This is a genomic window from Asaia prunellae JCM 25354, assembly GCF_000613885.1.
Lineage (GTDB): Bacteria > Pseudomonadota > Alphaproteobacteria > Acetobacterales > Acetobacteraceae > Asaia > Asaia prunellae.
Genome location: NZ_BAJV01000002.1, coordinates 71,321 through 84,637, shown reverse-complemented (window position 1 = coordinate 84,637; position 13,317 = coordinate 71,321). Strand labels below are relative to the sequence as shown.

Annotated in this window: 9 protein-coding genes and 3 pseudogenes; all 12 read left to right on the top strand. The window is 58.7% G+C overall.

All coding sequences use genetic code 11. The annotated features are described in order from the left end of the window. The 12 genes and pseudogenes from JCM25354_RS01810 (at position 1) to ftsA (ending at position 13,314) form a co-directional block, all read left to right on the top strand. Entirely contained in the window at positions 1-1,470 is a 1,470-nt protein-coding gene (locus tag JCM25354_RS01810) for a UDP-N-acetylmuramoyl-L-alanyl-D-glutamate--2,6-diaminopimelate ligase (protein WP_025884744.1), read from the top strand. Continuing rightward, a pseudogene (locus tag JCM25354_RS15915) lies at positions 1,467-2,826 on the top strand (UDP-N-acetylmuramoyl-tripeptide--D-alanyl-D-alanine ligase). The gene JCM25354_RS01810 and the pseudogene JCM25354_RS15915 overlap by 4 nt, the downstream one beginning before the upstream one ends. Continuing rightward, positions 2,826-3,916 (top strand): annotated as a pseudogene (gene mraY / locus JCM25354_RS15910) (phospho-N-acetylmuramoyl-pentapeptide-transferase). Before JCM25354_RS15915 ends, mraY begins: the two co-directional pseudogenes overlap by 1 nt. 1 nt (position 3,917) lies before the next feature. Beyond that, positions 3,918-5,268 (top strand): annotated as a pseudogene (gene murD, locus JCM25354_RS15905) (UDP-N-acetylmuramoyl-L-alanine--D-glutamate ligase). A gap of 28 nt (positions 5,269-5,296) precedes the next feature. Further along, the gene (locus JCM25354_RS01780; RefSeq protein ID WP_025884740.1) at positions 5,297-6,490 is read left to right on the top strand and encodes an FtsW/RodA/SpoVE family cell cycle protein; all 1,194 of its coding nucleotides are present in this window, start codon (positions 5,297-5,299) and stop codon (positions 6,488-6,490) included. Beyond that, positions 6,487-6,852 carry a glycosyltransferase gene (locus tag JCM25354_RS21915; protein WP_243443828.1) on the top strand — a complete coding sequence of 122 codons (366 nt, stop codon included), beginning with the start codon at positions 6,487-6,489 and terminating at the stop codon, positions 6,850-6,852. The genes JCM25354_RS01780 and JCM25354_RS21915 overlap by 4 nt, the downstream gene beginning before the upstream one ends. Continuing rightward, positions 6,849-7,601, top strand: a complete 753-nt coding sequence (locus tag JCM25354_RS15900; protein WP_369345707.1) for a glycosyltransferase — start codon at positions 6,849-6,851, stop codon at positions 7,599-7,601. The genes JCM25354_RS21915 and JCM25354_RS15900 overlap by 4 nt, the downstream gene beginning before the upstream one ends. A gap of 51 nt (positions 7,602-7,652) precedes the next feature. Then, positions 7,653-9,071 (top strand): UDP-N-acetylmuramate--L-alanine ligase, encoded by a 1,419-nt coding sequence (gene murC / locus JCM25354_RS01770; protein WP_025884739.1) that lies wholly within the window; start codon positions 7,653-7,655, stop codon positions 9,069-9,071. After that, complete coding sequence (gene murB, locus JCM25354_RS01765; RefSeq protein WP_035446601.1) at positions 9,068-9,964, top strand: UDP-N-acetylmuramate dehydrogenase; 897 nt, start codon at positions 9,068-9,070, stop codon at positions 9,962-9,964. The genes murC and murB overlap by 4 nt, the downstream gene beginning before the upstream one ends. Beyond that, entirely contained in the window at positions 9,961-10,899 is a 939-nt protein-coding gene (locus JCM25354_RS01760; RefSeq protein ID WP_025884737.1) for a D-alanine--D-alanine ligase, read from the top strand. The genes murB and JCM25354_RS01760 overlap by 4 nt, the downstream gene beginning before the upstream one ends. After that, positions 10,896-12,032 (top strand): cell division protein FtsQ/DivIB, encoded by a 1,137-nt coding sequence (locus JCM25354_RS15895; protein ID WP_025884736.1) that lies wholly within the window; start codon positions 10,896-10,898, stop codon positions 12,030-12,032. Before JCM25354_RS01760 ends, JCM25354_RS15895 begins: the two co-directional genes overlap by 4 nt. Continuing rightward, a complete protein-coding gene (ftsA, locus tag JCM25354_RS01750) occupies positions 11,914-13,314 on the top strand; it encodes a cell division protein FtsA (RefSeq protein WP_025884735.1) in 1,401 nt (466 codons plus the stop codon). The genes JCM25354_RS15895 and ftsA overlap by 119 nt, the downstream gene beginning before the upstream one ends. The last annotated feature ends 3 nt before the right edge of the window (positions 13,315-13,317 follow it).

Below are 13,317 nucleotides of genomic sequence, written 5' to 3'. Positions count from 1 at the left end.
ATGCGCCTTTCTGCTCTTCTGCACCGGGCCGGTCTGACAGGCCCGACCTTGGCCGTCGACCCTGAAATTACCGGGATCACCGCCGATAGCCGCCAGATTTCATCAGGCATGATCTTTGCAGCCCTGCCTGGTGTCGCCCAGGATGGCGCCAGATTTATTCCCCAGGCTCTGGCGCAGGGAGCCGCAGCCCTGCTCCTGCCCGATGGGACACAGATACAGGACGGACTTCCCGTCCCCGGACTTACGGTCCCGACACCGCGTCATAGCCTGGCCGTCATTGCACAGATTCTGGCAGGCCCCCAGCCACGACATATTGCCGCTGTCACGGGAACAAATGGCAAAAGCAGCGCAGCAGATTTCCTGCGTCAGCTCTGGTCTCTGAGAGGAGCGCCTTCAGCCAGTATTGGTACACTCGGCCTGATCAGTGATATCCCGGTCGCAGCCCCACCTCCCCTGACAACACCTGATGCTGTCTCTCTGGTACAAAGTCTCGCTCGCCTCCAATCTGCCGGTGTGGATCATGTGGCTCTTGAAGCCTCCTCGCATGGGCTCGATCAGCATCGTCTCGATGGCGTAACCCTGAGTGCAGGCGGGTTCAGCAATCTCACGCGGGACCATCTCGATTATCACGGCACGATGGAGTCCTATCGTGCTGCCAAACTCAGGCTTTTTACAGAGCTTCTCCCGGAAGGCGCCATTGCTGCGCTGAATGCCGATATGGAAGCAGAGACAGTCTCGATCCTGCGCGATGTGGTGCAGGCGCGCAGATTACGGTCGCGCAGTGTGGGCAAACAGGGTGAAACCATCAGGCTCTTGCGCGCGACGCCCCTGCCACATGGTCAGATTGTATCGCTCGCACTCCACGGCGTCACACTCCCCGACTACGAACTTGCTCTGACCGGGCGTTTCCAGATTGATAATGTTCTGCTTGCAGCAGCTCTCGCCTGGGAAGAGGATTCACAGGCGCGCTCTGTACTCGACCTCATTCCCGAACTCGGTGGTGTGCGAGGTCGTGCCGAACTAGCCGTCACGCTCGATCATGGAGCTGGTATTTACGTCGATTACGCCCATACCCCTGATGCCCTCGCCCATCTGCTCCATAGCCTGCGTCCTCACGCGCAGAACCGGCTGATTGTTGTATTTGGCGCAGGAGGTGACCGCGACCGTGGCAAGCGCCCTCTCATGGGACAGGTAGCCGCTGAACTTGCCGATCTGGCTATCGTGACAGACGACAACCCTCGCAGCGAGGATCCCTCTGTCATACGCGCAGCGATACGCGCCGCATGCCCTGATGCTCTCGAAATCGGTGACAGACGCACGGCTATCGCCACAGCGCTTTCCGAGGCCCGGGCGGGCGATGTAGTTGTGGTGGCTGGCAAGGGTCATGAAAGCGGTCAGACAATTGCGGGCATTACTACGCCTTTCGATGATCGTGCCGTCATCCGTGAACTGGCGGGAGCGTCAACATGAGCTCTCTCTGGACCAGCACAGAACTGCGTGAGGCAACGCAGGGTCGTCTGGATGCCGAGCTGACAGTCAATGGCATTTCAATTGACACACGTACTCTGGAAAAAGGCGATCTCTTCATCGCGCTTGTTGGGGAGAACAGTGACGGCCATGCTCACATAGCAACAGCTTTTGAGAAAGGTGCAGCCTGCGTCATGGTCCACCGGTCATTGCCGAGCAACGACCCTCGCCTGTTGCATGTAGCCGATACAATGATCGGATTGCAGGCTCTTGGTCATGCGGCACGCGCCCGTTTCAAGCAGAATGGTGGGCGTGACAGGTTCGGTGGGCAAGACCACCACCAAGAACATGCTACATTGCGCCTTCTCCGCGCTCGGTCCGACCCATGCTGCCATTGCGTCCTACAATAACCATTGGGGCGTCCCGCTGACCCTGGCCCGAATGCCGCGCAAGACAGAATATTGCGTGGCAGAAGTTGGGATGAATCATCGTGGAGAGATTGCACCACTGGCTGCCATGGTGCGTCCCGATGTCGCCATCATCACCACGATCGGGAGTTCACATCTCGGCCATATGGGCAGCATAGAAGCAATTGCTGAAGAAAAATCGGATCTGATCGCAGCGCTTCCTGCAAATGGTGTAGCAATCGTGCCTGATGATACCGGCATGGATACGATCTTCCGAAATGTCTCGAAAAAAGCCGGGATCAGGCTGCGTCATGTCGGTTTTTCGGAAGATGCGGACGACCATCTTACCAATCTGGTCACAACGCCCGACGGCTCCAGTTTTGTTTTCAACGGACTGAACGTGTCGCTGAATGCACCAGGGCGCCATCTGGTGCGTAATGCTGCCCTTGCCCTTGCAACACTACACGCGCTCGGCCTGCCGCTCAATGCCGCCATTGCTGCACTTTCTCTATGGCGCCCTAGTGCCGGGCGAGGCCAGATACAACCGATACTGGGCGGGACAGCTGCGCTGCTCGACGAAAGTTATAATGCCTCCGTCCTTTCCATACGCGCGGCACTGGAAACTCTTTCCCTTATTCCCGCGAAGCGCCGTGTCGCTGTGCTGGGTGACATCAGGGAGCTGGGGGATTTCGCCGAACGTGAGCATCTTTCCCTTGTTCCGGATCTGATGGCCCATGCTGATCTGGTGTTTTGTTGTTGCCCACATATGCGCCATGTTTTTGACGCTCTTGCAGAAGAAAAACGTGGCGTCTGGCAAGCAGACGCGGCATCTCTCGCCCCCATCGTCCAATCCAATCTGAAAGCCGGTGACGTGGTTCTCGTAAAAGGCAGTCTTGGCAGTCGCATGCGCGACATTGTCGCCCCTCTTCTTGCGGGGGGCGCGAAAGCCTGATGCTCTACAATCTCATCGCCATTCACGACACGACCCATGGCGGTTTTTTCAATCTCTTCCATTATCTGACTTTCCGCTCTGGCGGGGCCTGTCTGACGGCTTTTGTCATTTCGCTGGTTTTCGGGCGTCCGTTTATCGCCCAGCTCAAACGCATCCAGCGTGAGGGGCAGCCCATACGTACGCTCGGCCCCGAGCGGCATATTCTCGAGAAGGCCGGTACCCCCACCATGGGGGGGATGCTGATCCTGATCGCGCTTTTCGTGTCCACCCTGCTCTGGCTGATCTGACCAATGGCTTCGTCTGGGCTGTCATGTTCGTCACCGCGGCCTTCGGTGCAGTCGGTTTTGCCGATGACTATCTCAAGCTCTCCAAGCGCAATACGGCTGGTTTCTCCAAGCGCGCCCGTCTGGGGAGTGAGTTTGCTGCTTCGCTGATTGCCGGATACTGGATGGAAAGCCTGATGCCGCCGGAACTGCGCAACATGGTAGCCTTTCCCTTTGTGAAAGACTTTCTGCTGCCGCTCGGTTTCGCCTTTCCGCTTTTCGCCATGCTCACCATGACCGGCTTCGGCAATGCAGTGAATTTCACTGACGGGCTCGACGGTCTGGCGATAGTGCCTGTGGTGATCGCAGCCCTTGTTTTCGCGCTGATAGCCTATCTGGTCGGCAATCGTGTTTTTGCCGATTATCTGCAACTGCATCTCGTGCCCGGCACGGGAGAACTCGCGGTTTTCTGCGCCGCGCTGATCGGCGCCGGTCTCGGTTTCCTCTGGTTCAATGCTACACCCGCCGATGTGTTCATGGGCGACACGGGCTCGCTCTCGCTCGGGGGGGCGCTTGGCGCCGTCGCTGTGGCCGTCAAGCATGAGCTGGTGCTGTGCATAGTGGGCGGGCTGTTCGTGGTCGAAACCCTCTCGGTCGTGATTCAGGTCTTCTGGTACAAGCGCACAAAGCGTCGCGTCTTTCTGATGGCCCCCCTGCATCATCATTTCGAAAAGAAGGGCTGGCAGGAGCCCAAGATCGTCATCCGTTTCTGGATTGTCTCGATCCTGCTCGGTCTGGCTGGCCTCGCCACGCTGAAACTGCGCTGAGATGACAGGTCGCGCCTTCCCTGCAGGTCTGTTTGCCGGCTCACGCTTTGCCGTGGCGGGCCTGGGCCGTAATGGCAGCGCAGTCGTGAAAACCCTGCTCGCGATGGGTGCCGAGGTGCAGGCCTGGGACGACAAGAGCCCGCCTGAAGCAGACCCGGCCCAGCCGCGCTTTACTGCGGCGCCCATCGAGACACTGGCAGGCTTCGACGCGCTCATTCTCTCGCCGGGTATTCCGCACCTCCTGCCCGCACCGCATGCAGTAGCCGTCAGGGCGCGAGAAGCCGGAGTACCTATTCTGTCCGATGCGGAGATCCTGTTTCAGGCGGTGCGCCGTGCCGGGTCGAGGGCTCGTTTCGCGGCCATAACCGGCACGAATGGCAAATCGACCACCACGCGCTTCTCGCCCATATGCTAGAAAGAGCCGGCCGACCGGTTGCCGCTGGCGGCAATCTCGGCACCGCCTCGCTGGCCTTGCCCCTCCTGCCCGATGATGGCGTCTATGTGATCGAGATGTCATCCTACATGCTGGAGCGGTTGCACTCTTTTCACGCCGACACGGCATGTCTGCTCAATCTGACGCCCGATCATCTCGACCGTCATGGTGACATGGCTGGATACGCCGCCGCCAAGCGTCATGTATTCGATAACATGACACGCGACGATCTCGCCGTGATCGGCATTGATGATGATTATTGCCAAGAGATCGCACAGGATTACACGGCACAGGGCCTCACGGTCATGACGCTTTCGGTCAATGACGCACATTCCGTGGCGGCAATTGCGGTTCCGATGCGTGAGGCACCGACCTGCCTGGCGTGCATAATCTGCAAAATGCGCTCGCAGCGGCTGCCATGGCGCATCATCTGGGCCTTGATGATGACGCTGTTGCCGAAGGACTGCGCAGCTATCCGGGCCTGCCGCATCGTCAGGCCCTGGCTGGGGTGATCGATGGTATCCGCTTCATCAACGACAGCAAGGCCACCAATGCCGAAGCCGCCGAAAAGGCATTGCTCTGTTACGACAGGGTAGTCTGGATCGCGGGCGGCACCGCCAAATCAGGCGGGATCGAGACCCTGACGCCGCTTTTCGGTCGTATTGCCAAGGCATTTCTGATCGGACGCGATGCGTCCGTCTTGGAAAAGACCCTGAAAGAACATCATGTGCCCGTCGAGATCGTCGGCACGCTTGAGGCTGCAACAACGGCCGGTCTTGCCGCGGCAAAAGCGCATGATGTACCGGTCGTTCTGCTCTCACCTGCCTGTGCGAGTTTCGACCAGTTTACCAGTTTTGAGGCGCGCGGCTCATATTTTGTCGATATCCTGACTCGTTTGCGCGATTCAGACACGCCCTGATCCTAGGGGCCGGAGGGGTTAGGAAAATATGGCAGGGCTTTCACGTGTCGATACGTCCAGAATTGGGCGATGGTGGCGCAATATCGATCGCGTCACACTTTGCTGTGTCGGGATCCTGATCGCATTCGGTTATATCCTCATGCTCGCCGCGAGCCCTGCCGTGGCTGTGCGTATCGGTGCTTCACGCGAGATGTTCATTCTCAAGCAGGTTGTCTTCCTGCTTCTGGCTGGCATGGTCGTACTGGTGGTATCATCACTTTCCCGTCCGGCAGTCAGACGTCTTGCCCTGATTGGTGGCGTTATAGCGCTTGCCGCAACGTTCATGACACTGGTTCATGGTGTGGAAATCAAGGGCGCCCGGCGCTGGATTGCACTTCCCATGATGTCGGTTCAGCCCTCGGAATTCCTGAAACCGTTTTTTGCAGTTGTTACCGGCTGGCTTCTGGCCGAGCAGCGCCGTCGCAAGATCATGGGATCAATCCGCTTTCCCGGTATGCTGATCGCTTTCGGCTGCTTTGGATTGATCCTGCTTCTGCTCAAATCACAGCCTGATATCGGCATGTTGTCTGTCATCACGATGGTGTTTTTCATCCAGCTCTTCGTGAACGGATTACCTGTCATTTTTGTTGGCGCTGGCGTGGGGGCCATGATAGCGGCTTTCGCTGGCGCGTATGTTGCGTTTCCGCATGTGCGTTCGCGCGTGGAGAGATTTCTACACCCCAATGTCGGCGATCACTACCAGATCGACACGGCCCTGCGTGCTTTTGGCAACGGCGGCATGATGGGGCGTGGTCCTGGCGAAGGTCGTGTGAAAGATCTGCTGCCGGATGCTCATGCCGATTTCGTCTTCGCCGTGGCAGGCGAGGAATACGGGCTGTTCATCTGCCTGTTCATCATCTTGGTTTTTGCCGTGATCGTGGTACGCACTCTGGTCAAACTCATGAGAGAGAGTGATCCGTTCGTAATTACCGCCGCCTCAGGGCTGGTAGCTGGTTTCGGATTGCAGGCTTTTATCAATATGGGCTCGACCTTGCATCTGATCCCGACCAAGGGCATGACGCTGCCCCTTATCTCCTATGGCGGGTCATCCGCTCTTTCCATCGCCCTGACTCTGGGCATGGTGCTGGCCCTGACACGTCATCAGGTTTCTGCCAGCCCGATCAGTTCGACATATGCCAGCCAGGGCCACTGGACCTCTCTCCGGGAAGGACCGACGTCATGAACCGTCCAATCGTGATTGCTGCTGGAGGCACGGGCGGCCATTTTTTTCCAGCCGAAGCACTCGCCACCGAGCTTGCCGCACGGGGTCATGATCTTGTGCTCATGACTGACAGACGTGCAGGCAAACGTTCAACCGGCGTTTTCAGAGATCGACCGCAATATGTACTCGACGGCACGGGGGTTGCCGGCAAGGGTATCTCGGCAAAATTGCATGGCGTGGCGGCCCTGCTGCGCGGAGCCTGGGCCGCACGGGGATTGCATCGTCAGCTCAACCGGTTGCCGTCATCGGATTTGGCGGGTACCCGTCGGTCCCGCCAATTCTGGGCAGCCGCTTCGTATCTGGCGCACATCGTCCGCTCGTGATTCTTCATGAAGGAAATGCCGTCCTCGGTCAGGCCAATGCCTTGCTGGCACGTTTCGCAACTGCCATCGCAACCTCTTATCCCACGGTTGCACGCCTACCGCTCGGGCTGCGTGCCTCCCTGACAGGCATGCCTGTACGACCCGAAATAGAAGCACTCCTTGCAGAGGATTATGCTCCCCCCGGCGACGCCATTCATTTGCTTGTCTGGGGCGGATCCCTGGGTGCACGCATCTTCTCCACGATCATTCCAGCCTCCCTTGCCCTGCTCCCTGCCGGATTTCGGGCAAGACTGCATGTCACCCAGCAAGTGCATGAAAAGGATCTGGATGAGGTGCGCACTGCCTACGCAAAAGCGGGGATCACTTGCGAGCTGGCTCCTTTTTTCTCTGATGTTGCCAGCCTTCTGAAAAAAGCCCATCTCGTGATCGGCCGCGCCGGGGGGTCGTCAATCGCCGAACTTACCATCGCCGGTCGCCCGTCCATTCTTGTACCTCTGCCGATTGCCGCCTCTGACGAGCAGGGGGCGAATGCGACCCAGCTTGTCGATGAGGGTGGCGCCTGGATGTTCAGACAGGATGCCCTGACACCCGATAGCCTGTCTGATTTTCTCGCCGGTCTGCTCAACGACCCTGATCGTCTTGCGACGGCAGCAAAAGCCGCCCGCGCCTTTGCCCGGGCTCACAGCGCCAGACTGCTGGCCGATCTTGTCGAGGCCCGTATTTCGGATTACCGCTCTTCACTTTCCTGACCGTCAATTTTCCCGCACCGATTTTCTGCTGTTTCTCTGAAAGCCTGTTTCATGCGCGCACTTCCCCTATCCATTGGCACCATCCATTTCGTCGGTATCGGCGGTATTGGCATGTCCGGGATCGCTGAAGTACTGCACATGCTTGGCTACAAGGTTCAGGGCTCGGATATCAGTGAAAGTGCCAATGTACTGCGCCTTCGCAAGCTCGGTATCACGGTTGCGATCGGTCATGATGAAAGCAATCTCGGCGAAGCTCAGGTTGTCGTTACCTCCACAGCGGTCAAAAAAGACAATCCAGAAGTTGTGGCAGCACGTGCCCGTCTGATTCCAGTTGTGCGTCGTGCTGAAATGCTGGCCGAACTGATGCGTCTGCGCTGGGCTGTCGCCATTGGTGGCACACATGGCAAAACCACAACCACAAGTCTTGTCGCCTGTGTTCTCGAACAGGCGAAACTCGACCCAACCGTGATCAATGGCGGTATTATCGAAGCCTATGGCACCAATACGCGTATGGGCTCCGGCGACTGGATGGTGGTCGAGGCGGATGAAAGCGACGGCTCTTTCCTGCGTTTGCCTGCCGTCATCGCGGTTGTCACGAATATGGACCCCGAGCATCTCGATCACTGGGGTACGGCAGAAGCCATGCAGGCCGCCTATGATCAGTTTGTCTCGAATATTCCGTTCTACGGATTTGCCGTGCTCTGTATCGACCATCCTGCCGTACAGCAGATGATCCCGCGCCTGTCTGACCATCGCGTCGTGACATACGGCTTCAGCCCTCAGGCAGACATTCGCGCCGACAAACTGATTACTGACCGGCTTGGGGCAACTTTCGAGGTGGTGATTACCAGCCGTACGCAAAAGACCACCCGTCGTGCGGGTCCTTTCCGCCTGCCCATGCTGGGTCAGCATAATGTACTGAACGCACTGGCGGCCATCGCTGTAGCGAGCGAGATGGACATCAGTGACGAGACGATCCGCCTTGCCCTTGCCGGGTTCCGTGGTGTCAAACGTCGTTTCACGCGTTGCGGCGAGTATAACGGCATTACGGTCATTGATGATTATGGCCATCACCCGGTCGAAATCGCCGCCGTGCTTCGTGCAGCCAGACAAGCGGGGGCACGCGACGTGATTGCTGTCGTCCAACCCCACCGCTATTCACGTCTTGAAGCGCTGTTCAGTGATTTCTGCACCTGCATGAATGATGCCGGAACGGTGATCGTGACCGACGTCTATGCTGCAGGAGAAGCACCAATCGAAGGTGTCAGCCGTGACTCGCTGATCGAAGGACTGCGGGCAAGTGGTCATCGCTCTGTAGTGCCGCTTCCTGGTCCGGAGCATCTGGCCGAGATGATCAATGCCATCGCCAAGCCCGGCGATTTCGTGGTTTGTCTCGGGGCTGGCACCATCACCAACTGGGCACATGCTCTGCCGGGTCAGCTTGCCTCGTTGAACGGCGTGACATCATGAAAACGGCGCTTCACTCCCTCACCCCGCGTGGCAGGCTGAGTTTTGATGTGCCGCTTGGTCCGCGCGCGTGGTTTCGCACAGGTGGTAATGCCGAGGCGCTCTTTGTACCGAAAGACTCCCGGGATCTGGCCGAAACGCTCATTGCTCTTCCCGAAAACACGCCCGTCACAGTGCTCGGAGCCTGTTCGAATGTCATCATACGAGATGGCGGTATCAACGGGTTCGTTGTGCGTCTGGCAGGCGGTTTTGCCGATATCGTTATCGAGCCGGACGGGCTGGTTGCAGGTGCTGCAGCGCTCGACATGATCGTGGCCGAACAGGCTGCCAATGCCGGACTCCAGGGGCTGGAATTTCTTGCGGGCATTCCGGGCTCTGTTGGTGGCGCTGTCGTCATGAACGCCGGGGCCTATGGCTCTGACATGAAAGCCGTGCTCGACTGGGCAGAAGTTCTCCTGCCAGATGGTACAGTCACGCGTCTGAACAACGAGGCGCTCGCTTTTACCTATCGTCATGCCGTGCTCCCCGAGGGCGCCATCGTGCTCCGGGCGCGTCTCAACGCCAGACCCGGCGATGCAGCGGCCATTCGCAGGCATATTGCCGAAATCAGGGCCGCGCGCGAAGCGTCGCAGCCCGTCCGCGCACGCACGGGCGGCTCGACCTTTCGCAATCCAGAAGGCCACAAGGCCTGGCAGTTGATCGACGAAGCAGGGTGTCGCGGGCTGATGCAGGGCGGCGCTCAGGTGAGCGAGAAACACTGCAACTTCCTGCTCAATCTGGGCGAGGCCACGAGCACCGATCTCGAAGCCCTTGGCGACGAGGTGCGTCGACGCGTACAGGAACACAGCGGCATTGCGCTGCATTGGGAAATCAAACGTCTGGGAAAACTGCCATGAGCCTGAAAATTGCCGTTCTTCAGGGTGGAATCTCAAGTGAACGCCCGGTGAGCCTGCGTAGCGGCGCCGGCGTTGCCCAGGCTCTGATCGAAGCAGGTCATGACGTGGTGAATGTCGATGCCGGGCCAGATCTGGTACAAACCATCAACGCCCTGCGCAAAGCCTCGCCAGACGTGGTTTTCAATGCGCTGCACGGACCACTCGGCGAGGATGGCGCAATACAGGGCGTGCTGGAATGGCTTTGCCTGCCCTATACCCACTCCTCCATACGAGCTTCTGCTCTTGCCATGGACAAAGAGGCCTCACGCCGGATTTTTGCCGCTGCCGGGCTGCCTGTCGCTGTAGGGCGTGTTGTCACAATGGAGGAACTCGCAGCCGCCGATCCTCTGCCTTCACCCTATGTTGTCAAACCGGTTGCGGAAGGTTCGTCTTTCGGAGTCGAGATTGTACGCACCGGCAGTAATCGTCGTCAGGCCATTGCGGCAAACTGGGCCTTCGGAAAGGAAGCTCTTGTTGAAGAGTATATTCCAGGTCGCGAACTCACCGTAGCCGTACTCGGTGATCGCGCCCTGACCGTAACCGATATCGTCGCGGCCTCTCCAACCGGCGATTTCTACGATTTTGACGCCAAATACGCGCCGGGAGGATCGGTGCATCATGTTCCGGCCCGGGTGCCGGAAGATATATTCGAGCAGGCGCTGCGCGTGGCTGAAGCAGCTCATCGTGCCCTGGGATGCTCAGGCACCTCGCGCGCCGATTATCGCTATGATGAGGAAACGGGGCGGCTGATCCTGCTTGAAGTCAACACACAACCAGGCATGACGGCTACCTCGCTTCTGCCTGAACAGGCCGCTTATTGCGGCATCACCTATCCTGAACTCTGTGACTGGCTGGTGCGCGACGCTCTGGCGATTCGCGGCAAACCGGCCTTATGAGGGACAGGCGTCCGGAAACGCCGTATCGCGGCCCCATACAGCAGGACAGACCAGCGCGCCTTGTCCTGTTCATGCGCCGTCACAAGCGTGGACTGCGCCTGATCCTGGCTTTTCTCGTTCTGCTCGCTCTCGCCGGTTTCGGTGCTTCCGCTCTCAAACTGTCCAGCTCGGAATCACGTTTTGCCCCCTATCGGGCAAAACTGGTCCAGTATCTGCCCTTCCAGATCAAGACCATACGCATTGAGGGCCGTAATCTGACTCCGGAAGAGGATCTGACAAAAGCGCTTGGCACATCAGTAGGTCAGCCTATTTTCGGTTTCTCCGTTTCAGCCGCCCGTGACCGCATCGATGCTCTGCCTTTTGTCGATCATGCCATCGTGGAACGGCATATGCCTGATACGATTGTCGTGAAGATCGTTGAGCGCAGTCCGATTGCTGTCTGGCAGGATCATGGCCAGTTCATTCTGATCAATCGCGCGGGTGAGCGAGTCCCTGACCAAGGACTGGAGGGCAAGAATGGCCAGGCTTTCATCAGGCTGCCGCTGGTTGTGGGCGAAGGGGCAAATCTGGCAGCTTCCTCTCTTGTCGATGCGCTGACAGCCAATCCCGGCATCAAGGATTTTGTGGTCGCGGCTGTGCGGGTTGGCCAGAGGCGCTGGAACCTGACCCTGCGCGACGGCGCAACGGTTCTGTTGCCTGAAGGCCAGGAACAGGCAGCCCTTGCCCGTCTGGCTCAGTATCAGTCCCAGTTCAGACTGATGGAACGCCCCGTCGTATCAATTGATATGCGTCTGCCTGACCGCATGGTGATCCATCAGACACCTGTTTCACCCCCTGATCCAAACGCCACCAAGACAGGCGCAACCGACAAAACTGCCCCTGCTGGAAATCGGCCACCTCTCCCTGCAGCAGCACCGGCACCATCAGGCGGCGGCAGATCCACCGGTTGCCGGCAGCGCGTGGTAGCACAACGCATTCCTCTCCCCCCCAGCCTGCAGACGGAGCCCCGGAAGAATGAACGACCTCGTGCCGACAGACCCGGAAGCCCCCCGCAAGAAACGTCGTCGTACTGTCAGAAGCCGGGCGCTTCTTCCGGTCAGCACGCAGCGCAAGAATCATGCGCGTTCCGATGAGCATATTCTGGCTCTTCCCCCTGCCGATGAGCCGAATACACCCAGGCATTGGCGGGTTGGCACTTTTGGCGTGCTGGATATCGGTTCGACAAAAATGACCTGTCTCATAGGCCGAGGCGAGTCTGACGGTACATTGCGTGTACTTGGCTATGGCTGGCGTCGCTCACGCGGCATACGCAACGGCAATATTGTTGATCTCAAGGAAGCTGAACAGGCCATTCGGGCCACGGTCGGCCAGGCTGAGGATGCAGCCGACAGACGACTGGACGATATCGCCGTCAATCTCTCCTGCGGCCATCCCGAAAGCCGCCTGTTCAACGCGCGCATGCCGATCGGCGGTCACGAGGTGAGCGATGCTGATATGGGGCGTGTTGTCGCTGAAGGACAATCACGCGCCTATACTGAAGGCCGTACCGTTATCCATACCCTTCCCATCGGTTACGCCGTGGATGACACCTATGGGATTATCGATCCACGTGGTCAGGTCTGCGAGCAGCTGACTGCGCGATTACATGTCGTTGATGCTGCCACGGCAGCGGTCAGAACGCTCGATTCGGTCCTCATGCGCTCTGAGCTGAAAATGACCAGTCTGGTCTCGGCCTCACTTGCCTCTGGTCTCTCCGTGCTCGACGCAGATGAACGCGAGCTCGGTGCTACGGTCGTGGATATGGGTGGCGGCACGACATCGATCGCCGTTTTCGGTGAAGGTATGCTGCGCCATACGGCCTTCCTGCCCGTGGGCGGCCTGCATGTGACCCGTGATCTCGCAGGTATGCTTTCAACTTCGCTCGACGAGGCTGAACGCCTCAAGACCAAATATGGTGCCGCCGAGCTTTCGGCAGAAGACAGCAGCGAACTGATTACCCTGCAGAAAATTGGCGAGGAGACCGGCATTCTTACGACAGTTTCTCGTGCAAGATTGGTCTCCGCCATTCGCCCGCGCATTGAGGAAACTCTCGAACTTGTACGTGACAGGCTGGACGATGCCGGATTTGGCCGCACAGGACGGGAACGTGTCGTACTGACGGGTGGAGCGTCGCTTCTTGATGGTGTCGGCCCAATGGCAGCGCGTATCCTGGATCGCCCCGTCAGGCTCGGCCGCCCTCTGGGCATCGTGGGTCTGCCTGAAATCGGGGCCAACTCCGCGGGGTTTTCAACAGCATCCGGCCTGCTTGCTTGGGCAGCAGGGGCAGATCGCAGCTTTCACGATGCGGATGCCCCGGATCCTCGTCCAAATGGGATGTTAAAGCGCCTTGTACATTTCATTAGGGGTCGCGCATGAGGT